At 66.6% G+C, this 25,681-nt stretch carries 22 protein-coding genes; 12 read left to right on the plus strand and 10 right to left on the minus strand.

Annotation, left to right across the window (positions count from 1 at the left end; genetic code table 11):
- Positions 1–27: 27 nt before the first annotated feature.
- Entirely contained in the window at positions 28–843 is an 816-nt protein-coding gene (locus AC6CHP_RS00480; RefSeq protein WP_377193961.1) for an MBL fold metallo-hydrolase, read from the plus strand.
- A 15-nt stretch (positions 844–858) separates the two neighbouring features.
- Here AC6CHP_RS00480 and AC6CHP_RS00485 read toward each other — a convergent pair whose 3' ends face one another.
- Positions 859–1,596 carry a GAF and ANTAR domain-containing protein gene (locus tag AC6CHP_RS00485; protein ID WP_498227722.1) on the minus strand — a complete coding sequence of 246 codons (738 nt, stop codon included), beginning with the start codon at positions 1,594–1,596 and terminating at the stop codon, positions 859–861.
- A 148-nt stretch (positions 1,597–1,744) separates the two neighbouring features.
- On the opposite strand from AC6CHP_RS00485, the gene AC6CHP_RS00490 reads away from it, so the two are divergent.
- From AC6CHP_RS00490 to AC6CHP_RS00500, 3 genes are all read left to right on the plus strand, one after another.
- The gene (locus AC6CHP_RS00490) at positions 1,745–1,882 is read left to right on the plus strand and encodes a hypothetical protein (RefSeq protein WP_188727126.1); all 138 of its coding nucleotides are present in this window, start codon (positions 1,745–1,747) and stop codon (positions 1,880–1,882) included.
- Between the two features lie 100 nt (positions 1,883–1,982).
- On the plus strand, positions 1,983–3,104 hold the full coding sequence (locus AC6CHP_RS00495; RefSeq protein WP_498227724.1) for an alkaline phosphatase family protein: 1,122 nt from the start codon (positions 1,983–1,985) through the stop codon (positions 3,102–3,104).
- A 145-nt stretch (positions 3,105–3,249) separates the two neighbouring features.
- Positions 3,250–4,182: a lipid kinase gene (locus AC6CHP_RS00500; RefSeq protein ID WP_498227726.1), complete on the plus strand. Its 933-nt coding sequence runs from the start codon at positions 3,250–3,252 to the stop codon at positions 4,180–4,182.
- A gap of 63 nt (positions 4,183–4,245) precedes the next feature.
- Here the strand turns inward: AC6CHP_RS00500 and AC6CHP_RS00505 are convergent, their stop codons facing one another.
- The 3 genes from AC6CHP_RS00505 to AC6CHP_RS00515 form a co-directional block, all read right to left on the minus strand.
- On the minus strand, positions 4,246–6,324 hold the full coding sequence (locus AC6CHP_RS00505) for a DUF8189 domain-containing protein (protein WP_498227728.1): 2,079 nt from the start codon (positions 6,322–6,324) through the stop codon (positions 4,246–4,248).
- On the minus strand, positions 6,317–6,700 hold the full coding sequence (locus AC6CHP_RS00510) for a hypothetical protein (RefSeq protein WP_188727132.1): 384 nt from the start codon (positions 6,698–6,700) through the stop codon (positions 6,317–6,319). The genes AC6CHP_RS00505 and AC6CHP_RS00510 overlap by 8 nt, the downstream gene beginning before the upstream one ends.
- A 63-nt stretch (positions 6,701–6,763) precedes the next feature.
- Entirely contained in the window at positions 6,764–6,991 is a 228-nt protein-coding gene (locus AC6CHP_RS00515; protein WP_229675182.1) for a three-helix bundle dimerization domain-containing protein, read from the minus strand.
- Between the two features lie 226 nt (positions 6,992–7,217).
- On the opposite strand from AC6CHP_RS00515, the gene AC6CHP_RS00520 reads away from it, so the two are divergent.
- The 3 genes from AC6CHP_RS00520 to AC6CHP_RS00530 all read left to right on the plus strand — a co-directional run bounded on the left by AC6CHP_RS00520 (position 7,218) and on the right by AC6CHP_RS00530 (position 9,512).
- Entirely contained in the window at positions 7,218–7,355 is a 138-nt protein-coding gene (locus tag AC6CHP_RS00520) for a hypothetical protein (protein ID WP_188727134.1), read from the plus strand.
- 140 nt (positions 7,356–7,495) lie between these two features.
- Positions 7,496–8,095: an ANTAR domain-containing protein gene (locus tag AC6CHP_RS00525; protein ID WP_498227730.1), complete on the plus strand. Its 600-nt coding sequence runs from the start codon at positions 7,496–7,498 to the stop codon at positions 8,093–8,095.
- Between the two features lie 184 nt (positions 8,096–8,279).
- Positions 8,280–9,512: an acyltransferase family protein gene (locus tag AC6CHP_RS00530; RefSeq protein ID WP_498227732.1), complete on the plus strand. Its 1,233-nt coding sequence runs from the start codon at positions 8,280–8,282 to the stop codon at positions 9,510–9,512.
- Between the two features lie 180 nt (positions 9,513–9,692).
- On the opposite strand, the gene AC6CHP_RS00535 is transcribed toward AC6CHP_RS00530, so the two are convergent.
- Entirely contained in the window at positions 9,693–10,397 is a 705-nt protein-coding gene (locus AC6CHP_RS00535) for a TetR/AcrR family transcriptional regulator C-terminal domain-containing protein (protein WP_174180632.1), read from the minus strand.
- Positions 10,398–10,572: 175 nt separating this feature from the next.
- Here AC6CHP_RS00535 and AC6CHP_RS00540 point away from each other — a divergent pair, with 175 nt between their 5' ends.
- The 3 genes from AC6CHP_RS00540 to AC6CHP_RS00550 all read left to right on the plus strand — a co-directional run bounded on the left by AC6CHP_RS00540 (position 10,573) and on the right by AC6CHP_RS00550 (position 13,090).
- A complete protein-coding gene (locus AC6CHP_RS00540) occupies positions 10,573–10,848 on the plus strand; it encodes a hypothetical protein (RefSeq protein ID WP_104184486.1) in 276 nt (91 codons plus the stop codon).
- A 192-nt stretch (positions 10,849–11,040) separates the two neighbouring features.
- Positions 11,041–12,231 carry a diacylglycerol/lipid kinase family protein gene (locus tag AC6CHP_RS00545; protein WP_498227734.1) on the plus strand — a complete coding sequence of 397 codons (1,191 nt, stop codon included), beginning with the start codon at positions 11,041–11,043 and terminating at the stop codon, positions 12,229–12,231.
- A gap of 37 nt (positions 12,232–12,268) precedes the next feature.
- Entirely contained in the window at positions 12,269–13,090 is an 822-nt protein-coding gene (locus AC6CHP_RS00550) for an alpha/beta fold hydrolase (RefSeq protein WP_498227736.1), read from the plus strand.
- Here AC6CHP_RS00550 and AC6CHP_RS00555 read toward each other — a convergent pair.
- The 3 genes from AC6CHP_RS00555 to AC6CHP_RS00565 form a co-directional block, all read right to left on the minus strand.
- Positions 13,068–14,828 carry an EAL domain-containing protein gene (locus AC6CHP_RS00555; protein WP_498227738.1) on the minus strand — a complete coding sequence of 587 codons (1,761 nt, stop codon included), beginning with the start codon at positions 14,826–14,828 and terminating at the stop codon, positions 13,068–13,070. The genes AC6CHP_RS00550 and AC6CHP_RS00555 overlap by 23 nt on opposite strands.
- 384 nt (positions 14,829–15,212) lie before the next feature.
- A complete protein-coding gene (locus AC6CHP_RS00560) occupies positions 15,213–16,097 on the minus strand; it encodes a F510_1955 family glycosylhydrolase (protein ID WP_498227740.1) in 885 nt (294 codons plus the stop codon).
- Complete coding sequence (locus AC6CHP_RS00565) at positions 16,097–16,273, minus strand: hypothetical protein (protein WP_498227742.1); 177 nt, start codon at positions 16,271–16,273, stop codon at positions 16,097–16,099. The genes AC6CHP_RS00560 and AC6CHP_RS00565 overlap by 1 nt, the downstream gene beginning before the upstream one ends.
- 336 nt (positions 16,274–16,609) lie before the next feature.
- On the opposite strand from AC6CHP_RS00565, the gene AC6CHP_RS00570 reads away from it, so the two are divergent.
- Positions 16,610–18,637: a S8 family peptidase gene (locus AC6CHP_RS00570; RefSeq protein WP_498227744.1), complete on the plus strand. Its 2,028-nt coding sequence runs from the start codon at positions 16,610–16,612 to the stop codon at positions 18,635–18,637.
- Positions 18,638–18,654: 17 nt separating this feature from the next.
- On the opposite strand, the gene AC6CHP_RS00575 is transcribed toward AC6CHP_RS00570, so the two are convergent.
- Positions 18,655–21,192 carry a polysaccharide pyruvyl transferase family protein gene (locus tag AC6CHP_RS00575; protein ID WP_498227745.1) on the minus strand — a complete coding sequence of 846 codons (2,538 nt, stop codon included), beginning with the start codon at positions 21,190–21,192 and terminating at the stop codon, positions 18,655–18,657.
- A 202-nt stretch (positions 21,193–21,394) separates the two neighbouring features.
- Entirely contained in the window at positions 21,395–23,356 is a 1,962-nt protein-coding gene (locus AC6CHP_RS00580; protein WP_498227746.1) for an S-layer homology domain-containing protein, read from the minus strand.
- A gap of 630 nt (positions 23,357–23,986) precedes the next feature.
- Here AC6CHP_RS00580 and AC6CHP_RS00585 point away from each other — a divergent pair.
- Positions 23,987–25,681 carry a S8 family peptidase gene (locus AC6CHP_RS00585; RefSeq protein ID WP_498227747.1) on the plus strand — a complete coding sequence of 565 codons (1,695 nt, stop codon included), beginning with the start codon at positions 23,987–23,989 and terminating at the stop codon, positions 25,679–25,681.

Below are 25,681 nucleotides of genomic sequence, written 5' to 3' on the forward strand. Positions count from 1 at the left end.
TGCTTTTGCCGGAGGTACGGAGAAACAATGCAGGAATGGCTCGAAGTCGGCGCTGACAACTATGTTCTGGTCACAGAAGGATCGCTGCTCAACACCGGGCTGGTGGTGGGGTCCGAGCGGGCCATGGTGATCGATACCGGCTGCGGGCCACGGCAGGGGCGGGAGATCCTGGACGCCGTGCGGGAAAAGACCCAGCTGCCGCTCGTCGTCGTAAACACCCACGCCCATTACGACCACTTCTTCGGCAACGCGGTGTTCGCCGAAGCCGGCGTCACGGAGTTCTGGGCGCACCAGAACTGCGCCACCGAAATCGAGGAGCGCGGGGACCTGCAGCGCCGCTTCGTCGGGACCCTGGAACCGGAAATGTCCGTAGGCGAAGGCCAGAACGTGGAACTCGTGGTTCCGAACGCCATCGTCAAGGACCAGCCGGTGCTGGTGGACCTGGGCGGGCTGACCGCCACCCTGTTCTACCTGGGCCGCGGCCACACCGACGGCGACCTGGTGGTGGGCACCCCCACCACCCTGTTCGTGGGCGACCTCGTGGAGCAGGGCGCCCACCCGTCCTTCGAGGACTCCTACCCTGAGGAGTGGGCGGATGCGCTCCGCCACATCTCAGCGCTGCGCCACCGCTACGAGTTCCTGATCCCCGGGCACGGCAAGCCCTGCAGCGACGAGTTCGTCAAGACCATGGCGAATACACTGAGCACCGCGGTCCGCCAGGCACGCCAGTCCATCCGGGACACCCCGGACGATGCCACCAAGGCCATCCCCGTCCTGCCGTACGGGCCGGAACAGTCCCGCTGGTTCATCAAGCGGCTGCAGGAGACCCGCCGGGAGCAGTAGCCGGGGGACGAGCGCTCAATCATCGAAGTGCGTGCGCACGTCCCGGCTCCCTGAGACGCCCGCCACCACTTCTTCGGCAACCGCAGCCAGTTTCTGGTTGCGGTTGCTGGACACCGCCAGCAGGATCTTCATGGCCTCATCCTGTGTGCACCGGTTTTGTCCCATGATGATGCCCGCGGCCAGATCAATGACGGTCCGTTTTTCCATGGCAGCCCGCAGGTCATTGGTGAGTTCGTCCTTGGCCGCCATTCTGACTGCCAGAGCCATCGTGTGGCCCGCCGATTCAGCGAAGGCTGTGGCCCTGGCGATCATCGGCTCTGTGAGCGGACCGGCAGGGGAGGCAAAGAGATTCAGCGCCGCCGCCGCGTTTTCTCCGGGGTCAAGCGGAACACCGAGGCAGCTGCCGCATCCGGCCGCAGCCAGCGCCTTGCTGTACGTGGGCCAGCGGGAGTCGGTAGAGACGTCCGCCAGCAGCACCGGCCTGCCGATCTTTAGAGCCTCGATACAGGGCCCGCCGCCAACAGCCTGCTCGATCTCGTCCAGGCGAACAGCAAGCTCGCTGCTGCCTGCAATCGTGACCGGGCGTTTTTGCCGCCTCAACGTGACGGCACACTCAACTTTTGCGCCGGCCGCTTCCGTCATTACCCCGGACCCGAGGACGGTCAAACCGTTGAGAAAACTCCTGAGGTCCTCAAACGTGGACAGGAGGCCCTGGAGCTGATCGTAATCGCTCTGAACGTGATTGAAGGCCATGGGAACACCATAGGAATCTGGCCACCTGGAAGCAATGAATGCTGCTGCGCTGAATTGGGCGTGTATCCGGCGCCCCAGTGGTGTGGATTAGTAAAACGAGTAGCGATTACTCGGGCCCCCAGCTCCTGCTGCTGCCTAGGTTCGATGCATGGCAGAAGTAATCAACCGCAAGCACGGGCGCCGCAGGATGGCCAAGGAACCCAAACGCGGCATCCAGCCCTACGTGATCGTCAACGTTGTCCTGGCGGTCGGCCTGGCCATCGCCGCGTTCGCCCTGACACGGTAGGCGGAGCGGGGCTTTGGGCCCATCTTTTGGCAGCGCCGGAGTGGCAGGATAACCCCCAGGTGGGCGGTACTGCGGCCGTCCTCCCGGGAGGCAGGAATTGATGGCGGCTGACAATCCCCGGAAACGGTCCCGCACGGGCGGGCGCCGCCGCGGGCGCCGCCGCGGTTCAATCGCGCTGGCCTGCATCACAGCGGTCCTCCTTACAGCGTGCCAGGCCGCTCCAAGCCCGGCACCCGGCCCACCGGCCTCCGGGAGCGTGGACGGAACACTCGGGCACGTCTTTGTGATCAACCTCGAGAACAAGTCCTACGACAAGGTGTGGGGCCCGGACTCGCCGGCCCCGTACCTCTCCAAAACCCTGCGGGCCCAGGGGGTGCTGCTGACGGAGTACTACGCAATCGGCCATGCATCGCTGCCCAACTACATCGCACAGCTCTCCGGGCAGGGCCCCAACCCGGTGACCAGCCGCGACTGCCATACCTACGAGGCCTTCACCGTCACCGGGACGGCCAGCCCGGGCCAGGTGCAGGGCAGCGGCTGCGTCTACCCCGAGTCGGTGCCCACCCTGGCCGGCCAGCTCAGCGCGGCAGGGAAGTCCTGGAAGGGTTACATGGAGGACATGGGAACACCGTGCCGGCACGCGGAAATCGGCGCGAAGGACCCCAACCAGAACGCCAGCGCCGAGACCCAGTACGCCACCCGGCACAATCCGTTTGTGTACTTCACAGCCATCACGTCCTCGCCCGAATGCCAGGAGAACGTGGTGGATTTCAGCAGCCTGGACGCTGACCTCACCTCCCCGGACACCACGCCCAACCTGTCCTACATCAGCCCCAACCTGTGCAACGACGGCCATGACGATCCCTGCCACGACGGCTCAGAGGGAGGCCTGCCCCGGGCCGACGCATGGCTCAAGAAGCACGTCCCGGACATCCTGGCCTCCCCGGCGTTCAAGAAGGACGGGGTTTTGGTCATCACGTTCGACGAGGCCAAAGGCAAGGAAAGCGCCGCCTCCTCGCTGCCCGGAGGGGCCGGCGGCGGCCGCGTTGGTGCGCTGGTCCTGTCCCCGCAGGTCAAAGGCGGCACAACATCACAGCGGGCGTACAACCACTACAGCCTGCTGGGAAGCATCGAGGACATCTTCGGCCTGCCCCACCTCGGCTACGCCGCCGCCCCGGGGCTGAACCGCTTCAGCAGCGACGTCTACACCAACCGTTCCTGACTGCGCGGCACCAAACGTGACCAGTACGACGGCGGCCGCGCGCCGCCGTCGTACGCCTGCCGTTTCGCAGGGCGCACCTTCCGCCCCGTACGTGCAGAGGGCGTACTCAGGGAGTTCCCAGCCCGCCCGGCCTAGGATGTTCCCCATGATGCTTGCCCAAGAGGCGAAGTCCGCTGCCGTGGTGATCAACGCCGGGGCGCGCCTGGGAGCGGCGGGGCCGGCGCTGGCAGTGGATACCCTGCGGAGTGCGGGCCTGCCCATCTCCGCCGTCCACCAGATCCTGTCCGGCGCCGAGCTGGCCGGGACCCTGGACCGGGTGGTTGCCGAGGGGCACGACCTTGTGGTTGTTGGCGGCGGTGACGGGACGGTGTCCTTCGCCGCCGGCCGGCTCGCCGGGACACAAATCGTGCTGGGGGTCCTTCCGCTGGGGACGGCGAACGACCTTGCCCGCACCCTGGAGATCCCGGCGGATCTTCCCGGGGCGGTAGCTGCCTTGGCCGGCGGGAAAGTGGTGGACATCGACATGGGGCGCGTGAACGGCCAACCCTTCCTGAATGTTGCGTCCGTGGGCCTCTCGGTGGGTGTCACCGAGACCCTCAGCCCCCGCCTCAAGCGGTACCTCGGGCCCGTGGCCTACGCCGTTGCCGCCGTCCGCGCCTATGCCCGGCACCAGCCGTTCCGTGCCCGCCTCGAGTTCCCGGACGGGGACCACGAAACGCTGGAACTCGAGAACCTGCTGCAGGTGGCTGTTGGCAACGGCCGGCACTACGGCGGCGGCAACGCGGTCTCGCCCACGGCCGGCATCGACGACCACCTGCTGGATGTCTACGCCATCCCGGGGGCGCCGCTCCGGGAGCACATCAGGATCGCCCGGATGCTCAAGAACGGCAGCTTCGTGGAGCGCAGCGGTGTGCACCACCTGACCTGCCAGCGCGTCCGGCTTGTCACCGAGCCGCCCATGCCGGTGAACCTCGACGGCGAGATCGCCACCGCCACCCCCGCCGACTTCACCGTCGAGCGCAACGCCGTGCACGTGGTGGTGCCGCACGGCAGCACCAGCGCGCGGTTCGACGGGTAGTTCCCTGGTGAGCGTACGACGGCGGCCGCGCGCCGCCGTCGTACGTTTCAGTCCTGGAGCTGGTCAGGCGCCCATGCTTCCCGCCGGCATCTTCTCCTGCTCCTTGACGGCGACGCCGCGGCTGCCCGCGGACTCCTTGGCGGCGCCGTCCTTTGAACCGCTGTCCTTTGAACCGCCGTCCATGCTGCCACCCGGCATGCCCGCGGGCTGCTGATGTCCGTTGGTGGTGACGCTCTCCTCCATGGCGCCGGCCGGCATCTCCACTGTCTGTTCCAGGGCACCGGCCGTGTCCCCGCCGCCCTCCCCGGTCATGGAGGCGGCGCCGGACGCCCCGGTGGACTCCTCGGTCAGGAACGGCCTGGTCTGCCACTTGTGCCAGAGGGCGTTGTCGGTGCCGCGGACAAAGACTTCCAGGCGGCCGTCGGCGTTGGTGCCCACGGTGATGTTGGACGTGAGGATGCCGCCCAGGGAGTGCCAGTCGGACCAGCCGCTGTTCGGTGCGGTCTGCCATTTGTGCCAGAGGGCGTTGTCCGTGCCGCGGACAAAGACCTCCAGGCGGCCGCTCGCGTTCCTGCCCGCGGCGATGTCCGACGTCAGCAGCCCGCCCAGGGAACGCCAGTCCGACCAGCCGCTGTTCGGTGCCGTCTGCCACTTGTGCCAGAGGGCGTTGTCCGTGCCGCGGACAAAGACCTCCAGGCGGCCGTCGGCGTTGCTGCCGGTGGTGATGTTGGAGGTGAGGATGCCGCCCAGGGAGCGCCAGTCGGACCAGTTGCCGTTGGGCGCGGTCTGCCATTTGTGCCAAAGGGCGTTGTCCGTGCCCCTGGCGAAAATCTCCAGCCGGCCGCCCGCGTTCCTGCCCACCGCGATCTCGGAGGTGATCACCCCGCCCAGGGAGCGCCAGCCGGCCCAGTTGCCGTTCGGCGCGGTCTGCCAGCGGTGCCACACGGCGCCGTCGTTGCCGCGGGCGAAAACTTCCAGCCGCCCGTCCGCGTTGCGCCCAACCGCCGCGGGCCCGGTGATGCCGCCGCCCAGGGAGTTCCAGCCCGCCCAGTTCCCGTTGGGTGCGGTCTGCCACCGGTGCCAGAGGGCGTTGTCCGTGCCCCGGGCAAAGATCTCCAGCCGGCCGTCCTGGTTGTTGGCCGCGGCGATCTCGGAGGTGATCACCCCGCCCAGGGAGTTCCAGCCGGACCAGTCGCCGCTGGGGGTGGTCTGCCAGCGGTGCCACACGGCGCCGTCTCTTCCCCGGGCGAAGGCCTCCATCCGGCCGTCCTTGTTGTTGGCCACGGTCACGTCCGAGGTGATGACGCCGCCAAGGGAGTTCCAGCCGGACCAGGCCGCGGGGGCCGCCGGGTACAGGGCCCGGAAACCGTCGATGTCGTCCTGGGTGAGGGCACGCTTGGTGAAGTTGGAGGACACGGTGGGTGCCATCACGGCGTTCGCCACGCTGGTGTGCGCCAGCCCCACGATGTGGCCGAATTCGTGCAGTGCCACCGTTTCGATGTCGAAGGCGCTGGCCACGGCGCCGACGCTCCACACATGCTCGCTGTCATCGAAGTGGACCGGCTTGGGCAGCGTGGTGGTGATGACGCTGCAGCCCGGCGGAAAGTCCGCGTGGGCCAGGACGCCGCCCACCATGGAGTGGTCCGGGTCCGCGGCCGGCCGCCACCCGATGCGGATGTCCGGGCTGGAACCCACGGCCACCTCGGTGAAGGTCAGCCCGCCCACGGCCTGCCAAGTCTGGATGGCGCGCCGGATGGCATCGAACTCGGCGTTGCCGGCGACGTCGTCCGTGCCGGTGTCGAACGCGTACGTCAGGGTCCGGTCCGCCCACGCACACGTGGTGGAAAAGGCGAGTTCGCCCGGCCGCACATCGGGAAGCCCGCAGCGCGGCCGCATCATGGCTTCGCGGGTGGCGTCGTCGAAAACGCCCGTGACCGGCAGGTGGAAGAACTCCTGGAAACTCCGGAGGGCCCCTTCGGTGGGGTCATCCAGGACGCCCAGTTCCCGGGGCGTGGCTGGGCCCAGGTAGCCGAACCGCTCGAGGTACGTCTGCACTTTGCTGAAGCCGGCATGGCGCTCGCCGGGGGAGGTGGTTTCGACGGCGGCGAGGTACGGGGCGCCGGGGTACTGCTCTTCAGGCATTGGATTCTCCTTCATCTGTTCTGATGCTTCGCAGGATCTGCAGGGCGACGTCCCGTTGGGCGCCGGCGGGCAGATGGACGACGGCGGTGGCGCGGCCGGGGATGGTGGCGGCAACGGTGCGGGTGCCGCCTTCCTCGAACACGACAAAGTCAGCGATGCTGCTGCCTACGGTTTCCCGCCAGTGTTCGTAGCCGGGTTTGGCTGCATAGCGGGTGAGGGGATCGGCGAAGAGGCTCGCATCAACGGTCAGGCGCATGCCGGCACCCTCCAGGACAGCGGCGCTGCCCTCGATGCCGCGCTCGGGCGAGGGTGCCAGCGCGCTGGGAACGTCCAGCGCCAGGCCCGCCACCCGGAGGGAACTCCACCCCTGTTCCATGACCCCGTCCTCACATGCGAGGGAATACAGGATCGAGTTGACCAGACGCGCGTTACTGCGCCGTTACTGGCTTAACGGTGCCGGGATCAAAAGGTGCTGGCGGGCCAGCCGGAGCTTCGCGGCGCGTTCAACCAGGATGGGGATGTAGTCCCGGACGCGGCCCTCATCAAACAGGCTGTGTTCATGGGCAACCACATCCTCAATGACGGAGCGCGGCTGGCCGGGGAAGTGCGCGGCGAGCCGGTCCACCACGTCCGTGAGTGCCTGCGTTTCGGTCTTCTTGAGCATCATCACCATTCCTGCTGGAAGGAGAACTGGCTACCACCTGTACGTTCCTGAGCCGGACGTGCATGGATGAATCATACGAACGCGGGTCCCCGAGGGAAACCACTTATTGGAAGTCTGCGGATATCCGCAGGCGGCCTTGGTGCCGGCCCGCTTAAGCCAGTAGTGGACTCTCAGAGGACAAGTAGGCAATACGCGGGCGCCTGTGCACGGGGCTCCGTAGAGTCGGCGCATGGCAGATGCAATGAACCGGAAGCACGGCCGCAGAAGAGGGCCGGGGCCCGCGAAGGGCAGCAGGCGGCAGCTTGCCGTCCTTGGCATCTTTGTCCTGGTGGTCCTGGCGGTGGCCGCCTTCGCCCTGACGCGGTAGGCAAATGCGGCACGCACCGGCGGCTGAACGCGGATGATGCTGCCGCTGCCTGGGCGGAGTGTTCCCTCGTTTAGGATGTTCTCATCCTTTAAGTTTCCGGGCCGGGGGAAGCCCGGACAGAGCACACCGAATGGCCCGCAGTGACATCCAGCAACAATTCCCCCGCACTTTCGTCAGCAAAAATCCCCCACGATGACTTTCTGGACTGTCCCACGGGACTCGTCGAGTACTACTTCGCAGAGGGCGTCTTCCACTGGTCGGAAGGCCTGTACCGCATCTACGGATACGAACGCGGCGACGTTGTCCCTTCCATGGACATGGCCTTCGCCCATATCGAGCCTGCGGACCGGCCCGCTGTCCAGGCCTACTGGGACCGCGTCGCAGCGGTCGGAGGCCCGTCGTCCATCTACGTGTCCATCCGCGACCTCAAGGACCGCCAGCACAAACTGCTTTTCTCCGCGGACTACATCCTTGAGGGTGGTGCGCCTGTGGGCGTGTGGGGCGTGGTGGTGGACCTCACCCAGTCCATCCATTCCGACCGCCACCAGCTCGCAACCGAGGCCGTGGCTGCGTCCGCCCTCAACCGGGCCGTCATCGAACAGGCCAAGGGAGTCCTGATGGGACGCCTGGGCATAACCGCCGACAAGGCTTACGACATCATGAGCCAGCAAAGCCAGGATACGAACAAAAAGGTCTACGCCATCGCCCACGAGATCGTGGAACGCGCTACCCGCCGCTAAGCGGCGGCTTCAGCATCTACAGGGACCAGAGCCGGGCCTAAGGTGAGGCGTACGACGGCGGCACGCGCCGCCGTCGTACGCGTTTGCCTGGGGTGCGTGGAGCTTACGTCCAGCTTCCGCCCAGCGCAGTTACCGAAACGTTATATATGCTTGATGGGTGGTTTTTAGGTCAAGCAGTGGAAATTTGTCAGCTCCGGAACGTCCGGCCGCGTCCGGCGGCGGGCTCATCTCCGGGCGGAAGCACGCCCTGGACGGGCTCCGGACCATCGCCGTGGCGGGGGTCTTCTTCTTCCATACCGTCACCGAGCTGGTCCCGGGCGGATCCATCGGCGTGGACGTGTTCTTCACCCTCAGCGGCTTTGTGATCACCCTCCTGATCATGAAGGAGTACCTGGCCACCGGCCGGCTGCGGCTGGGGATCTTCTACGCCAAGCGGCTTGCCAGGCTCTGGCCGGCGCTGCTGGCGCTGTGCGGCGTGATCGTCACAGTGGGCGTGGTGTTCCCGGCGTCCAAGTGGGCCGGCCAGGAAGGCTATGTCCTCCCGGCCGCCGGCTACGTGATGAACCTGGCGAGGATCGGGCTGTTCGGCGAGTCCATCGCCGGTGAAACCCTCGGCCCCGCCTGGACCCTGGCCGTGGAGGAACAGTTCTACCTGGTGTGGCCGGTGCTCCTGCTGGTGCTGCTGCGGTTCTGGAAGGTCCGGACGGTTGCCTGGATCACCGCCGGGCTGGCCGCGGCGTTCATGCTGGAACGGTTCGTCCTAGTGCTGCTCGGGGCCCCGCTGAACCGCCTCTACAACGGCCCGGACACCCGGGCGGACGAGCTGCTGATCGGGTGCACCCTGGCCCTCGCCTTCACCACCGTCACCCCCGGATCACGGCCCCACGAATCCCTCCGGAACGCAGCGCGCTGGGCCGGGCCGCTTGCCGGAACCGCCCTCCTGGCCGCCGTGTTCCTGCTGAAGGAGCCGGACACCCCCGGCCTCTGGTTCAGCGCCTTCTGGACGGTTGGGCCCACGGTGCTGTCCCTGCTGTCCGCGGTGCTGATCGGATCACTCCTCCTGCAGCCGGCCGGGTTTGCGGGACGGGTGCTCAGCCACCCGTGGCTTGCCGGGCCGGGCCGGGACCTGTCCTACGCGATCTACCTCTGGCACCTGCCGGTCTACCTGCTGCTGATGCCGCTCGTCCCCTCGCTGTGGCTCAGGGTGGCGCTGGCCGCGGCCCTGACCGTGCTGCTGGCTATCGCGTCCCACCGCCTGGTGGAAACGCCCGTCCGCCGCTGGGCCAACGCAAGGCTGGAGTCCGCCGTCGTGCCTTCTTCTCCCGGACGCACCGCGGAACGTACCGGTGAAGGCTCCGCGGAACGCGGGCGTGAACTCGTGGCAGCCGGCCGCGTGCACGCCGGTGACCAGGCATGACGGGACGGGTGAATGGGTTGGCCAAATTACTTGGCCCGGACCCCTTTACTTGACGGAATCCAGTTACTAAAGTCAGTTTTGTCATAGTCCGGATGGGCGCCAGGGGGCGTCCGGGAAGGGGGAGTGCATCACCGCTGACCTAGACCGTAAGACAATTGACCACTACGTTGAAGGCCCCTCCTAGGAGGGGCTTTCCCTTTGCCCCGCGGAGAGCTGGCCGGCCAGTCCGGAGAGCAGGATGGCGAGCCCCTGGTCCAGCTCAGCGGCGCCGTCGTAGTCGGCCAGGACGGGGCCCAGCGCCCGGAGGTGCGGAAAGCTTTTCGCCGGCAGGCGGTGGAGGCCAAGGCGGAGGATGGCCTCATTCTCGTCCGGGTCAACGATGTACTCCTGGAGCTCGTTCAGGATATGGCCGTACAGGAAGCCGTAGTAGGCGCGGTAGACATGCAGGGCCACAGCCGGCGTGAAGCCGGCCTCAATCAGCAGGGCAAGGATCTGTTCCAGCGGGCGGAGGGTACCCAGCGGGCGCAGCCCCAGGGGAGTGGAGAGCGGGCGGGTGACCAGCAGCGGCACCACGTTGGGGTGCCGCAGCGCCAGCAGCCGCAGGTCATGGGCGATTTTGCGGAGCTGCGACTGCCAGTCGGGATCGTCAGGGAAGATCGCCAGCTCGTCCAGGACCAGTTCGGAAACGCCGTCCAACAGGGCCGCGCGGTTGGCGGCGTAGCGGTACAGGCTCATGGGATCCCGGTCCAGCTCCTGCCCCAGGCGCCGCATGGTCAAGGCATCCAGTCCTTCAGCGTCAACCAGTGCAAGGGCAGTGGAAAGGACAAGCTCCCTGCTCAGGGGCGCTTTCCGGGAACCTGCTTGACTGCCGGCACTGTCGGCCATAAAGAATCCATCCTGTTGGGCGTCGGGGATCTCCGCTTGGACGATTCCTCAGCTTGCTTATTATCTAGTCTACGCATAAAGTCTACAGTGTAGAGAATTTGTCAACATGGTTTCAGTAGAGGGATCAGAGTTTGCATGGCCGCCACGGCCGCTCACGCCATCCCAGGAGAAACACATGTCTACCCACACCCAGAACAACCACGCCGCCCCGGTGCGCAACGCCAACGACATCAAGATCTCAACGCGGACCCTCGAGTTCGCCGTCTACGTTGCCGCCGTCATTGCCACGATCATCACCGCCGCTGTGGTGGGGGATGACGGCAGCGAGAACGGCGTCGACGTCTTCAACGCCAGCCAGGCCATGCAGTACATTACCTTCCTCACGGTTGGCCTGATGGTGGCCCGCGGCCTGGCGAAGGCCGGCAATCGGGTCCACAACACCCACGCCTAACACCCGCTCCCGGCCCAGTGCCGGGAACTGAACGATCCTGGCGCGGCACCCCTCCGGTGCCGCGCCAGGATTGTCCCCTTTCCCACTTTTGTTTGTACGTCGTTTGAGAAGAGCCACCATGGCAGCAGCACCCGCCTACCCGGTCCCCGAAGACGCCACCCACCAGGCCGTGGTCTGACCGCGTTGACCGTCTTGACCACACACGCAGCCACCAGTTACGTGCCCAGGGATGTCCACCAGCCACGCGGAAAGCGCCCCTGGTGCGCCAACTGCGATACCGACCAGCACCTGATGGTCGAGTTCCCCGGCATCACCGGCAGGCAGGCAGGCTCCCTCGCCGTCGCCGTCCACTGCTCGCAGTGCAGCGTCTCCAGGGTCGTGGACACCACCCTGGACCACGTCGCAGCCCTTCCCTCCCGGCTGTCCCCGCAAACCGGTGCATCACCCCGCCCCACACGGCAGGCGGCACCACGAAAGCCACCCATGAAAACTGCACGCACGTTCGAATCAATCGTCATCATCTTCAACCCCAACAGCACCGGCGACGCCCCCACGCTCGCCGAGCAGCTGCGCTCGGACTTGGAAGACCGCCTTCCCTACGCCGCCAGCATCACCCTTCAGCCCACAGGACATGCCGGCCATGCCGTGGAACTGGCCCGTGACGCTGCCCGCGGAGGAGGGAACGTGCTGGTCATTTCGGTGAGCGGCGACGGCGGCTACAACGAAGTTGTCAACGGCGTCATGCAGGCCGGCAACCCTGACGCCGTCTGTGCCGTGATGGCGGCCGGCAACGCCAACGACCACCGGCGCACAACCGGCACCCAGCCGTTGGAGGAAGCCATTGCCAGCGGCTCCGTCCGGCACATCGACCTCCTGCGCATCAGCACAGGCGACGGGCCTGACGCGCCCTCTGAGTACGCCCACTCCTACATCGGCTTCGGCCTGACCCCGGTCATGGCGATCGACCTGGAAAAGGGCAGCAAGGGCGCGCTGAAGGAAATGGTCTCCGTGATGCGCACGTTCTCGAAGTTCAAGCCGTTCGAGATCCGCCACACAGAGGGCAGGCGCCGCAAGTTCGACAGCCTGGTCTTTGCCAACATCGCCCAGATGGCCAAATACGCCACCCTCAGCGAAGCTGACCACAGGCTCCAGGACGGCAAATTCGAAGTGGTGACCTTCCCGCACCGCTCAAAGCTGCGGATCCTGCTGACGGCGCTGCGGGCAGCAACCCGGGGCCTGGGCGATCAGCCGAGCGTCAGCAGCTACGGGTTCACCACCCTCAAACCCATCCCGTACCAGATCGACGGCGAAGTGAAATCCGTTGACGCGGACACCGCGGTAACCATCCGGTGCGCCCCCGCCGCCCTCGCCACCCTTGGCTGACCACCCGCCGGCACGGCCCCCAATGAAGGGAACATCGGTGCACACCGAGACCAACCACCAGCACAACTCCACCGAACCGCCGAAGTCCAGCGGACCTCTCTCCTGGATGCGCCAGCCGCTGACGCCAAGGGTTGTCACCACGGGGTCCCTGACCTCGCACGTGCACTCCCTTGCAGGGCCGCCGGAAGGTGGTCCTGTGTACGTGCTGCTCCACGGCATAGGCATGTCCCACCGCTACTTCCGCAGGCTCCAGATTGTCCTGTCCGGACACGGGGACACACACTCCATCGACCTGCCCGGATTCGGTGCCACGCCGCGCCCGGACCGGCAGCTCAGCATCTCCGACTACGCCGACGTCATCGCCGCAACGCTGCAAAAAATGGGCGCCGGCCGGGTGGTGGTGGTGGGCCACTCCATGGGCTCCCAGTTCGCCACGGAACTCGCGGTCCGCCACCCGGGCATGGTGTCCCACGTGGTGCTCCTGGGCCCGGTGGTGGACTCGGCCCGCCGGACCGTCCGCCAGCAGACCCTGGCCCTGGGCCTGGATTCGCTGAGGGAAAGCCCCGTGGGCAATGCCATCGTGTTCACCGACTACGTCCGCGCCGGCATGCGCTGGTACCTCACCGAACTTCCGGTCATGATGTCCTACGACCTCGAAGGAAGCCTGGCCCAGGTGGCACAGCCGGTCCTGGTGCTCCGCGGCTCCAAGGATCCCGTGGCCTCCCGGTCCTGGTGCGGGAAACTCGCCGCCACCGCCCCGGACGGGCGCTACCTCGAAATTCCTGGAAAGCCGCACATCGTCCAGCACGGCGCAGCGGAGAGCACGGCCGCCGGAATCATGGCACTCGCCGCCGGCTGAGCACATCGAGCTCAGCCGGCGGCAGCGGCCGCGCGATGAGGTACCCCTGGGCGGTGTCGCAGCCCAGCTCGCGCAGGACTGCCAGCTGCGTTTCCCGCTCCACGCCCTCGGCGGTGGTTCGGAGGCCCAGGGCCCTGGCGGACGCCATGACGTTGGCCACCAGAACAGCCGAGGTGGGATCGGTATCGATGGTGTCGATGAAGGACTTGTCCAGCTTCAGCCCGGTGAGGGGAAGCTCCCTGAGCAGTGAGAGGGACGAGTACGCCGTCCCGTAGTCGTCCAGGGCCACCCCAATGCCCGCCCCGATCAGCGTGCGCAGCTGTGCCGCCGCAGACGAAAGATCCACGATGGCGGCGCTCTCCGTGATCTCGACGTTCAGCAGTGAGGGCGGCACCCCGTGCCGTTGCAGGGATCCGTGGATGACCGTGGCCAGGTTTCCGGCGGCAAGCTGCAGCGGCGAAATATTCACCGAAATGGCCCGCGGCGTGCCGGCGTCCGCCCACAGCCGGGCCTGCGCGCAGGCCTGGTCTATGACCCACTGGCCCACCGCGTGGATCATGCCGGTGTGCTCGGCCACGTGGATGAACTCGGTGGGGGAGACGGCGCCCAGTTCAGGGTCGTGCCAGCGCAGCAGAGCCTCCACCGCGGGGCACTCACCGGTGGGAATGTCCAACAGCGGCTGGTAGTGGAGGCTGAACGCTGCGCTGCTGAGTGCGTGGGGCAGCCGACGGCGGATCAGGGCCTGGCGGGCGAAGCGGCTTTCCGGCCGGGAAGGATCGATGCGGCCCAGCCTGCGCTTGCCTTCGTGTTTGGCCTGCAGCATTGCCGCATCCGCCTGGCGCAGCAGGTCTTCGAGCTGCGTCCCGGGCTCCTGCCCGCCGGCCCTGACACCTGCCCCGCCGTCGCGTGCCCCAGGATCGCCTGCCCCGACATCGGCGGCCATGGCCAGCCCCAGGGTGGCGGAGACGTGGAGCAGGTGTCCGTCATGGACGAACGGCTCATCCAGGACACGGAGGATCCGGTCCGCGAGAGCGCGGGCACTGGCTTCATCGACGTCGGCCAGCAGCACGGCGAACTCGTCCCCGCCCAGCCGGGCCACCCTGTCCGCGGCCCTGGTGCAGGCCCTAAGCCTCGCAGCGAAGGCCGTGAGCACACTGTCCCCGGCCCTGTGCCCGAACGTGTTGTTGATGACCTTGAAATCATCCAGGTCCACGTAGAGCGCCGCCGTCCGGGCAGAACCGGAGCCGGCCAGCAGGGCCTGCCCTGACTCTTCGAGTCCCAGCCGGTTGGCCAGGCCCGTGAGGGGGTCATGGAGCGCGGCATACCGGAACACATCCGAAAGGCCCTCCAGGACCTGCGAGACGGGCACCACGCGCGGGCTCCCCGATGCGGGAACCACGAGCACATCCTGGTACCTGCTCTCCTCAGGCCGGTCCAGCAGCGCGGCGGCGGCCGCCCGAAGGTCCAGGGACGGCGGCAGGCTGAAGGTGGTGCAGGGCACCAGCGCCTCCGCCGTCACGCGGGCGTTCAACGCGCGCCCGTAGCCCAGCCGCCCGGTCATCTGGTGGTCAAGCTGGTCCCGCGTCAGCAGGGTGGGTATTCCCCGGACCTCAACCACCACGGCCCGGAGCCCGCGGTCCTCCCGGAACAGCGCCTCGATCTCTCCCGAGGGCGTGTCGCCGCTCAGGACCATCGCCTCGAAACCGAGGTCACCCAGCGTGGGCGTGGACGGCTTCACAGCGGAGACGGGACGGAGGGGAGGAGGCCACGCGTCCTGCATATCAAGCGAAAGCTAACGGAAGGTGAACATTTAGGCGACGTGTACGACGGCGGCGCGCACCGCCGTCGTGCATTCCCGCCTGGTGTCCGTGGCAGGGAACTGCACAGATCTTGACCAAACACGCGGGCGATCCTTCGCCCAATCCTGAGCCTCCGGGCGTAGTTTGGGCACCCAGGCAGTACGGAAGGGGAGTGGAGACAATGACCATCACCGAATACGTTGCAGCCCTTGGCGGGATGCTGGCCTCTCTTGGCGGAGTGGGCCTCCTGGCGGCGGGACTGATCCGGTTCAGGGCGCGCCACTAGGCGGGCGGCCGCAGGCGGCTGCTCAGTCCGCGCCTGCTCAGTCCGCGTCTGCGGGCCGGAACGTCATGCCACCATCCGTGGACACGATGACCCCGTCCGCCGTGGCGGCCCAGATCCAGGGGCGGCCGTCCTCGCCTTTGAGGGCGGCGATTGCCATGACTTCGGCGTCGATGCGGCCCTGTTCGGTCCACGTTTCGCCGGCGTCTGCGGAGTAGTGGACAGTGCCGTCCGGTTCTACGCCCACGGCTTCCGCCGGGTGGGCGAACGCCGCGAACTGGACCACCGGGCCGTTCTCCAGCGGCGTCCAGGTGCTGCCGGAGTCCGTTGAGCGCTGGATGCCGCCCTGGGTGGTGGCCAGGACGGTGGTGCTGTCCGGGTGGCCGGCGAGGACGGCCGGGGCGAAATCTGCGGCGACTGTGCTCCAGGCCTTGCCGTCAGGGCTGGTCCGCAAGGCGCCGTCGAAGGCCACGATTCCCGCCTGGGTGGCGGTCAGCGCGTGGAAGTCGGATTCGCCCTGCCGCGAGAGCTGCTCCCAGGTCTTGCCGCCGTCGGACGATCTCAGCAGGCCCAGGGGGTTGGGCAGGTCCGAACCCGGGCCGGGGTGGCCGGAGGCGTAGAAGACGCCGTCGGAGGGGCCGGGGGTGAAGCCCATGAGGTCGTTGGTGCCGCCGATTTTGGTGGCCGGGGCGGTGGTGACGTCGAACAGGCCGTCGTGTGTGGCCAGGAGTACCTGGCTGGTTTCGCCGCTGACGGCGATGCCGTGGACGTGGGAGCCGGGCAGCGTGGTTCCTGCGCTGGCAGTGCCGGTGGTCCCCGGTGCCGGGCTCGAGGCGGGAACGCAGCCTGCAAGGGCGAGCAGCGCGGCCGCCGCGGCGGAGAGCGCTGCAAAATGTCTGGTGCTGCTGGCGTGCTGGCGGGGCATTATTGGATCAGGTAGTGGCGTTCTTCAGCTTTGGGAGTCTTCGGGAAGAAGGCCTGGCCCAGCGCCTTCAGGCCGATCGCGGGCAGCAGGACCAGCGCCACGCTGACGGAGAGAGCGGTCCAGCCCAGGTCCTCGAGCGGGCCAAGGGTGCTCCCCTGGGGAGAAGTAGTGTTCACGACTGCGCCTTATGTGAGACCGATGGGAAACGGATACCTGCCCTGGTGCCCGGACAAAACCCTCCCAGGTGTGTGTCCGCCAGCGAAGCAGGAATCCCTCCAAGGTTACGGCACCCGTGCGGAGCCGCGGAAATGGCGGGCGCCGCCGGCGTCGCCCGGCTGCCTCCGCTTCGTCACAAACGCTGCCTCCTCCGGGAAAGCAGGTCATCTACCGCGGGCACCGTTCACCTGCTTCCTGCTTATCGCTAGAATCGCCGAGGGGGGTCAGCCCGGTGATTCCCGGCTGACCGCGCCAGCTTCGAGTGCATGGCGCCTGTCCTTAAAGGAAGCCCGCCAATGACCCACCACTTCCGGCCCTTCGCCGCCGTCGCCATCTCCTTGGCCGCTGTACTGGCGAACACAACCCTGGCAGCTCTCCCCGCCCAGGCCGATGACCACCTGGACGATATCCGGAGGACGCCGCCGCGGGCGGCTGCTCCTGCGGTGGCCCCCGCCACGGACCAGTTCATCGTTGGGATCAAGGGAGGTCCCGGTATTGGGTCCGAGGCGGCGGTCACTTCCGAGGCTGCCGGCAAGGCCGCGGGCAAGCTGGGCATCGCGGCCCGGAACATCAAGGGCACCGCCGCCGGCGGGCAGGTGGTGAAGACCAGCCGGCCCCTTCCGGCCGCCGAAGCGGCTGCTTTCCTGGCCTCGCTGCGCTCCAGCCCCGGCGTGGCCTACGCGGAGCCGGACATCATGATGTACCCGTCCGCCGTCGCTCCCAACGATCCCTGGTACCCCGCGCAGTGGAACCTCTGGGAGGAAACCGCGGGGATCCGCGCCCCGCAAGCCTGGGAAATCAACCGCGGTGAAGGCGCAGTGGTGGCGGTGGTGGACACAGGAATCACCAGCCACTCGGAGCTGAACTCCCGGGTCCTGCCCGGTTATGACATGGTCTCCGACGTTGAAACCGCCAGGGACGGCAACGGGCGCGACGCCAACCCGCAGGACGAAGGGGACTGGTGCGTCGGCGAGAACCCGTTCTCTTCCTGGCACGGAACCCACGTGGCGGGAACAATCGCGGCCGTTGGCAACAACAACAAAGGCATCATCGGTGTCGCCCCGGAAGCCAAATTACTCCCCGTCCGCGCCATCGGTGCCTGCGGCGGCTACGCATCAGATGTGGCCGATTCGATCATCTGGGCGGCCGGCGGGCAGGTCGCCGGCTCGCCGGTGAACCCCAACCCCGCGCGTGTGATCAACGTCAGTGTCGGCGGCGAAGAGCCCTTGTGCTCCGTCACGCAGCAGAACGCCATCAACTTCGCCTACAAGGCGGGCGCGGCCGTGGTGGTTGCCGCCGGAAACTCCGGCGAAAATGCAGCCGGCACCAGCCCCGCGAACTGCCAGAACGTCATCGCAGTGGCCGCCGCCGGACGCGACGGCGGCCGCGCCTCCTACTCAAACTACGGGCCTGCCGTCGACGTGACTGCCCCGGGCGGCGACACAAGCAACCAAGGCGACATACCCAACCCCTACGCCGAAGGCATCCTTTCCACCTCCAACTTTGGCTCCGCCGGCCCGGAACAGGAAGCCTATGCGCTACTCGAGGGCACATCCATGGCGGCACCCCACATAGCTGGGGTGGCCGCCCTGCTGATGTCCCAGAAGGGCAGCACCTATACACCCGACATGGTGGAGAAACGGCTCAAAGCCACGGCCCGGCCGCTGCCTGTAGCCTGCGCCGAGGGCTGTGGTGCGGGACTGGTGGATGCAGCAACAGCCCTGACGTCCGCCGCCTACGTAGCCCCATCGGTCTCGCCGTTCCATGACATTTCCACCGGGCAGCAGTTTTACAGGGAGATGGCGTGGCTTGCCCAACGGGGCATTTCAACGGGCTGGGTGGAGGATGGCCGCCGGCTGTACCGGCCGCTGCAGTCCATCAACCGTGACGCGATGGCCGCGTTCCTGTACCGGATGGCAGGGTCGCCAGACTATACGGCGCCCGCTGAATCGCCATTTGATGATGTTGTTACCGGGCAGCAGTTCTACAAAGAGATGGCGTGGCTCGCCGAGAGCGGCATTTCGAAGGGCTGGGTGGAGGATGGCCGCCGGCTGTACCGGCCGCTGCAGTCAATCAGCCGTGACGCGATGGCTGCGTTCCTGTACCGGATGGCCGGGTCGCCCGACTATACGGCGCCTGCTGGGTCCCCTTTTGCTGATGTTGTGACCGGGCAGCAGTTCTACAAGGAGATGGCGTGGCTCGCGGAGAAGGCTATTTCGACGGGCTGGGTGGAGGATGGCCGCCGGCTGTACCGGCCGCTGCAGGCAATCAGCCGTGATGCGATGGCAGCCTTCCTGTTCCGCCTGAACATCGTTATGGAGTGACGCCGGTTCCAGAATCCCTACCGCGAGATCCGTGTTCGGAAGCGCTCGGCGGCCGCCTGCAACGGCGTCCCGCTGAGCAGCTTCTGACCGGAGCTGGTGATCCCGGCGATGGTTCCCCTAAGGCCGTCCGGCCGCGCTGCCACCTGGCTTAGCTCACCCTGCAGCCATTCGGTGTGCTGAGCGAGATTACCGATGGCTATCTCGTTGCTGGCGTTCAGGCGGGCGGCTTCCGGGCTTTCAGCCTGTTCCAGGATCAACGACGGGTTGCTGTCCACCACAGGAAGCGGGGTAAGCGGTCCGGGTGTGGATCCGGCGTCCAGGACGGCCGTCACCGCATCCCACCAGCCCTCATGGAACGCGTTCAGTGTCTCCCCCTGCTGCCGGAGGTGCTCCCGGATCCCTGCCCGTTGTCCGATGACGGAATTGACCCACTTGGCGTCGTCTCCGTCCCCCAGATGGCGCAGTGAGCGCAGCAGGCGCCGCAAGCCCCAGCTTTCCAGCGCTCCACCGATCCGCACTTCACCGTAGTAGTCAACGGCAACGGGCAGCACAGGGACGCCGGCGGAAAGACCAAAAATAACGGGGTGGTAGCGGCTGGAGATGACCAGTTCAGCGTTGGCCGTCAGGGCCGCCGTCTCCTCAGCCGGCCTTTGGTCCAGCATCCTGACATCCGGTGCCGTGGAGAGACGTGCAATAGCGGCATGGCACTCCTGGTCCCCGTCCTGTGCTCCGAAGGTGGAGACGTGGGGGAGAAGCAGGATGGGAAGCTGCAGCTGCTCATACGCGAGGTCGAGCAAACGTGCCATGTGCCGGTGGTAATCGTTGCGGGGCATGGCGCCCGAGCCTGGAGCAAACGTGGCAGCAATATAGCCGGACGGCGGCAGCGCCGAGGCGTCCAAGCCAACGCCCTGGGCGAGGAACGCTGCATCGTCCAAAACCAGGACCGACTCCACATCCATGGATGTCAGCAGGTCATGCGTGTGCCGCTCGCGGGAACCGACTACATTGCACAGGCGCAGTGCTTCCGCGGCTTCGGCACGGTCCGGTCCTGTGAGGACCGGTCCCACGGTTTGCCCGGACACCACCACTTTGAGGCCCATGGAGTGGGCCACCCGGATGGCGGCCAGGCGCTCAAAAAGGAGCCCGCCGTACTGCGACGTGAGGTTGCCTCCGCCAGCCAGGAGCAGGGTGCTGCAGCCACTGAAGGCGTCCTGGAACGTGCGGACAACGTCCGCGGCGCGTTCGGTGGCCGGCCCGCCGTCGAGAAGGTGTTTGACCTCCTGCAGGAGCTGGTGCCTTTCGAAGGGGTTCCACGGGACCTCCGGCCTTGGGGCAGCTGGCAGGCCATACAGGCCGGACGTCTGCCCGACGTCATGCGTCAGCACCACAAAGTTTTCGTAGCCGCGCTTCCGGAGGGCTGCGATGGCCGCGTGCGTCATCGCCTCATCACCCACGTGGTATTCGTGCTGGCCTACGTCGCCGAAGACGGCAACGCGTTGCTCCTTGCCGAGGGACGCCGGGGAATGTACGACGGCGTGCTGCCGCGACGCGTGTAGGTCCAACGAGCGCTGGCGCTCTCCCCGTTCCCGCAGCCGCCGGCGGACCGAGCGGAGAGCACGGAGGGGCAGCGGCTGGGATGCGGCCCGGACGTTGCGTTGGATCTGCTCGACGTCCCCCACCAGCCGGGCCAGTTGCTCCGTCCCCTCGGACTGCTGGCGGCTGATCTCCTCCAGCCGGTGGTGGAGGCGGCCCGTTTCCACTGCAAGGAGTTCACGCTGGTACAGGAGGGGGCCGAGTCCAAACTCCCGGGCATGTTCGCGGACCAGGCGGTCCCGGATCTTCAGGGAAAAAAGCTGGTGCTCCTCCGTGCGTGCTATGAAGCTGTTGGCCTCGCTGCTGAGGGCAGACCGGCGCTGGTTCCAGAAGGCGAGGGGCCGCCCCTTGATCAGGCCGATGTGGTGGTGCACAAGGAAACGGAGGTGGAACTCCCAGTCGCCCACCACGGGAAGGTTCTCGTCGAAACCTCCCAGTTCGTTGTACACCGAGCGGCGGAAGAGGAACGAGATGGGGACGAACCGGTTGTAGTGGAGCAGATCCACCAGCGTAATCTCACGCAGATCCGGCTCGAAGATGATGCGGTCTTCAATGTCCCGGCCCTCGGCGGTGAGGCGCTCGTAGACAATTTCCGTTTCAACGCTTACGCCCCCGTCACCGGGATGCTGTTCCAAGTGGGCGACAGTGATGGCCAGGAATTCAGGAGCCCACTCATCGTCGTCATCATGGACAACAATGAACTCCGAGTCCACGGCCCTGATACCAAGGTTGGACGCCGCTTCCATGCCCAGGCTGGCCTGGTTGTCGAGCCGCAGAAGCCTGTCCCCGATGTCTGCAATGCGCGGTTCCAGCGCCTCATCCACCTGTGCCCGGCTCCCGCCGTCGTTGACAAGGACGATCCGCCAGTCGGTGTAGGTCTGGGCGAGGACGCTGTCCAAAGCCCGGCCGAGCAGCCGCCCCCGGTCCTTGGTACGAATGATGACGGCGACGCGGGAAAACAAGGTGAAGACTCCTTGAATGACTTGCAGACTCAATAGGGCGCTGGGCTAGGCGGCGGGCCGAGACACCCCTCCATAGTAGGGGTACCGGGCGTCCCATGCCGTCCGTACCCCGCCCTGCATTGTTCGGGAACGCAAAAGGCTGCTCCCCGGAATTCGAACGGAATCCGTCCAAATTCCGGGGAGCAGCCCGGTAGAGCAGGTGCTAGATGAAGTCCAGCTTTTCGTTGAAGCGGTACATGAACGCTGCCATAGCGTCACGGTTTACCGGCTGCAGGGCCCGGTAGGTCTTGCTGCCGTCCTCTTCTGTCCACCCTTCGGAGATTCCTTGGGCGGCCAGCCACGTGATCTCCTTGTAGAACGCTGTGCCGGGAAGAACATCGGTGAAGGGGGACGCGACGGGCGGAGTGAAGGATGGCTCGCCGGCAAGGCGGTACATGAATGCTGCCATCGCATCACGGTTCACGGGTGAAAGCGGCCGGAAGGTCCGGATGCCGTTACCCTCATCCCACCCTGTGGAGATCTCCTGGGCAGCCAGCCAGTTGATTTCCTTGTAGTAGGCGGTCCCGGGAGGAACGTCAGTGAAGGGCGACACTGCCGGCGGAGTATAGGCAGGCTTGCCGGCAAGGCGGTACATGAACGCTGCCATCGCATCACGGTTCACCGGCTCAAGCGCCCGGTAGGTCCTGATGCCGTTTTCTGTCCAGCCGGTGGAGATCTCATTCTGGAAGAGCCAGCAGATCTCCTTGTAGAACTGCTGTGTTGTCACCACATCCGCGAAGGGTGAAACTGCCGGCGGTACATACTCGCCACCGTCATCGCCGTCACCCTCGATGCCAAAGTCAGCGAACCAGTAGCGCTTGTCGTCGTCGTCGCTGGCCAGGACCACCATGCCGCTCTTGCTGGTAACAGGCTGCTTGCTGGTGGTCACGTTGTTGACGCTGGGGGTGGAGTCCTGGATAACGGGGGTGCCGCGGCCGGCGGCGAAAACGGGGTCATCCATGGAAGCCGTCTTTTGGTAGATGGCGCCGGACGTCCCGCTGTAGGGGCAGCCCGATACCGTTGTTGCCGGACCCGACTGGAAGGCATGGATCTTGTTGTTTTCCGGGTCCAGCACAATCTGCGGGCGGGTGTGGCAGTCGCCGATCGTGGAGATGGTGAACTTGTCGAAGGCTCCCGTGGCCGGCTTGAACACCAGCAGCTGCAACTGCGGGTCCGACTTGCGTGCCGTGGAGTTCATATCGAAGCTCGTCTTGACCGCAGCAAAGACGCGGCCGGTGGTGTCTGCCTGCAGTGACTTGATGTTGAGGTGGTCGTCAGCCTGGTTCGGCCCGCGGACGGCGGACTGCACGTTCCACGAGGTGGGGGATTGGCCGTCGGTGCGACTGGCCCACCAGACCGAACCGGTTACATGGTCAGACCACATAACCCCGATCTTGTTCTTGCCGAAGGCAACAACGGACGAGATGTCATCCGGAGCCACGGTGGCGTTCTCCCCGGTAAGGGTTTGCGGTGTGCCCCACGAGGTGCCGCCCGAGGCCGAGTTGTTCACCAACACCTTGCTGGTGTAACCACCGGTCGGGACGCCGGACACCTGGGTCCAGGTGGCCCAGATTGCGCCGGTGCTGTCCTTGTCGATGGTCATCGATTCACTGCTGTTGGTGGTGATAGTGGTTGGAAACCCGCTGCTCCGCGTGTATTTTCCGTCGGCATAGCTGTAGCGGTACAGCTTGGCCGGGGAATCCGGGCGGGACGCCTTTGGTCCGCCCTCACTGGAGATGGTGACCACATGGTGGGCGATGTAGAGATTCTTGCCGTCCCAGAGGGTGTCGGCCGACGTGTTGGCACGGTTGTCCACCGCTACTCCGGTGTCCACCCACTGCTTGGCGGCCCTGTCCAGCTTGTGGATCTTCCAACCTCCCGAGGTCCACATATCCGCCCACCAGGAGCCATCGTTCCACCACAGCTTGCTCTGCGGCTTGTCAGCGGTAGGGGGATTTCCCACACCGGAGTAGTTGAAACCGGCGGTTCCATGGATTGGTGCGGCCGGGGCGGGAGGCGGTGGTGGCTCTGCTGCGCTGGCCGGGCCCCCAAATGCTCCTAGCCCGGCGGCGACAAGGACTGTTGCCAGCCCTTGGCCCAGGGCTCGTTTGATCGATTTCTTCACGGTACTCCTTAAACGTTCCGCCCCAACGCTGTCGCGTCCAGGTCCCTGAGGAAGCTGGTGCCCCCGCTGATTTATTAACCTCTTGTGCAACACATGCCGCCCGAGTACCCGTTACTCGCCTTTGCGAGGTAAGGCACTGAGATCATGCTTCCGGTACTCATGTCAGACCGCCGGAACGCCGTGGGATTTCCATAGCGGGGCGGGCATGTGGTTTTCGGCGGGAATACCCGGTTGCGGGCACTCAGCACAACGTGCGCTGGCAACAAGCGTGCCGGCGCCGTCCTTGTGAAAGTGAGTCACGTGATGGGTAGTCCTGCCGCATGCGGGGCAGAAGCTCTGGCTCTGTTTGGTCCACATGCAGGAATCCTATGGAGAGCTGCTTCCCAAAAAAGGCAAAACACTGGAAATATGTGGGTGCCCGCAGGCATTATGTGCCAATCCCTGTCCGGAGCGATTCGGGATGGCGGCTCAGATGGACCCAGGCGCTCTGCCGACCATTTTCGCGGGTTAGGGATATTCGCCGCTGCCCCTTCTTCCCCCTCCTGCTTGTGGCTAGAATCGGGGCGGGGGTGAGTCTGTCCGCGCGCCGGCACCCAGCGCTTGGCGCCTGTCCTTGAAGGATGCCCGCCCATGACCCACCACTTCAGCCCCGGCACCGCCGTCGCCCTCGCTGTGGCTGCTGCCCTGGCGAACGCAACCCTGGCCCTTCCTGCCCGTGCCGACGGCGGACTGGACAACATCCGGCCAACCCCGCAGCGCGCGGCGCCCGCTGCGTCCCCCGCCACGGACCAGTTCATTGTGGGGATCCAGGGCGGTCCAGGCATTGGTTCCGAAGCCGCGGCAACCTCCGAGGCCGCGCGGATGGCAGCGGGCCGGGTGGGCATCGCTGCCCAGAAGGTCAAAGGCACCGCCGCAGGCACGCAGGTGGTGAAAACCAGCCGCCCCCTTCCTGGCGCCGAAGCCGAGGCCTTCCTGGCAGCACTGCGATCCGCCCCGGGCGTGGCCTATGCCGAGCCGGACATCATCATGTACCCGGCAGCCGAGGCCCCCAACGATCCCGGGTACCCGGTCCAGTGGAACCTGTGGGATGACGCCGCCGGCATCCGGCTCCCCGGCGCCTGGGACGTGAACCGCGGCGAGGGGACAGTGGTGGCGGTGGTGGACACCGGAATCACCAGCCATTCCGAACTGAATTCCCGGGTGCTGCCCGGCTACGACATGATCGTTGACGCCGCCAACGCGCGGGACGGCGACGGGCGGGACGCCAACCCGCAGGACGAGGGGGACTGGTTCGCCGGGGAACTGTGCGGCATTGGCGGGGAGAGCGGTACCTCCTCCTGGCACGGGACCCACGTGGCCGGGACGATCGCCGCGGTGGCCAACAACAACGACGGCGTCGCTGGAGTGGCGCCCGAAGCCAGGCTGCTTCCCGTCCGCGCCCTCGGGGCCTGCGGCGGCTACGAATCGGACGTGGCCGATTCCATCATCTGGGCCGCCGGCGGGCAGGTGGCCGGCCTGCCGGTCAACCCCAACCCCGCCCGCGTGATCAACCTCAGCGTGGGCGGGGACGGCCCCTGCTCCGTCACGCTGCAGAACGCCATCAACCTCGCCCATAAAGCAGGCGCCGCCGTGGTGGTGGCCGCCGGAAACTCGAACCGTCCGGCCTCCGGCATGAGCCCGGCAAACTGCAAGAAGGTCATTACGGTGGCTGCCTCCGGACGCACCGGCGCCCGCGCCTCCTACTCAAACTACGGGGACGACGTCGATGTGACGGCACCGGGCGGCGACATCACCAGCCAGTTCACCGAAGGCATCCTCTCCACCTCCAATTTCGGTGCCACCACCCCCGGGCTCGAGGCCTACGCCTTTATGCAGGGCACGTCCATGGCGGCCCCCCACGTTTCCGGGATCGCCGCCCTGCTGATGTCCGAGGTGGGCAGCAGCTACACGCCCGAAATGGTGGAGAAGCGTCTTGAAGCCACGGCCCGGCCGCTGGCCGTTGACTGCCCCGAAGGCTGCGGCCACGGACTGGTGGACGCGGCGGAGGCCCTGGACCTCTCCAATGAGGATTTGCCGGCCGGCGTTGTGCTGCCCAAAGCCGTGAAGTTCACGGACAAGGACGGCACCAAGAAGGACACCTTCACCGTCCCATCCTCCAGGGGCATTGAATACGTGCGGGACGGAGCAGCCGTCAAGGCCGGCGAGTATCCCGGCTCCGGCACCGTCACTGTTTCCGCGCGTGCCCTTCCCAAGTACTCGCTGGCGGCGGGGACCACCACGGAGTGGGTTTACACGTTCTCACCGGACAGCGCGCCTGCGGGGTAG

Source organism: Pseudarthrobacter sp. GQ63 (assembly GCF_059758765.1).

Coding starts and splice junctions, on each gene's coding strand:
- AC6CHP_RS00480 (WP_377193961.1), top strand. CDS start 28: ATGCAGGAATGGCTCGAAGTCGGCGCTGACAACTATGTTCTGGTCACA.
- AC6CHP_RS00485 (WP_498227722.1), bottom strand. CDS start 1,596: ATGGCCTTCAATCACGTTCAGAGCGATTACGATCAGCTCCAGGGCCTC.
- AC6CHP_RS00585 (WP_498227747.1), top strand. CDS start 23,987: ATGACCCACCACTTCAGCCCCGGCACCGCCGTCGCCCTCGCTGTGGCT.
- AC6CHP_RS00495 (WP_498227724.1), top strand. CDS start 1,983: ATGGCGGCTGACAATCCCCGGAAACGGTCCCGCACGGGCGGGCGCCGC.
- AC6CHP_RS00540 (WP_104184486.1), top strand. CDS start 10,573: ATGTCTACCCACACCCAGAACAACCACGCCGCCCCGGTGCGCAACGCC.
- AC6CHP_RS00505 (WP_498227728.1), bottom strand. CDS start 6,324: ATGCCTGAAGAGCAGTACCCCGGCGCCCCGTACCTCGCCGCCGTCGAA.
- AC6CHP_RS00500 (WP_498227726.1), top strand. CDS start 3,250: ATGATGCTTGCCCAAGAGGCGAAGTCCGCTGCCGTGGTGATCAACGCC.
- AC6CHP_RS00510 (WP_188727132.1), bottom strand. CDS start 6,700: ATGGAACAGGGGTGGAGTTCCCTCCGGGTGGCGGGCCTGGCGCTGGAC.
- AC6CHP_RS00490 (WP_188727126.1), top strand. CDS start 1,745: ATGGCAGAAGTAATCAACCGCAAGCACGGGCGCCGCAGGATGGCCAAG.
- AC6CHP_RS00535 (WP_174180632.1), bottom strand. CDS start 10,397: ATGGCCGACAGTGCCGGCAGTCAAGCAGGTTCCCGGAAAGCGCCCCTG.
- AC6CHP_RS00520 (WP_188727134.1), top strand. CDS start 7,218: ATGGCAGATGCAATGAACCGGAAGCACGGCCGCAGAAGAGGGCCGGGG.
- AC6CHP_RS00570 (WP_498227744.1), top strand. CDS start 16,610: ATGACCCACCACTTCCGGCCCTTCGCCGCCGTCGCCATCTCCTTGGCC.
- AC6CHP_RS00560 (WP_498227740.1), bottom strand. CDS start 16,097: ATGCCCCGCCAGCACGCCAGCAGCACCAGACATTTTGCAGCGCTCTCC.
- AC6CHP_RS00515 (WP_229675182.1), bottom strand. CDS start 6,991: ATGATGCTCAAGAAGACCGAAACGCAGGCACTCACGGACGTGGTGGAC.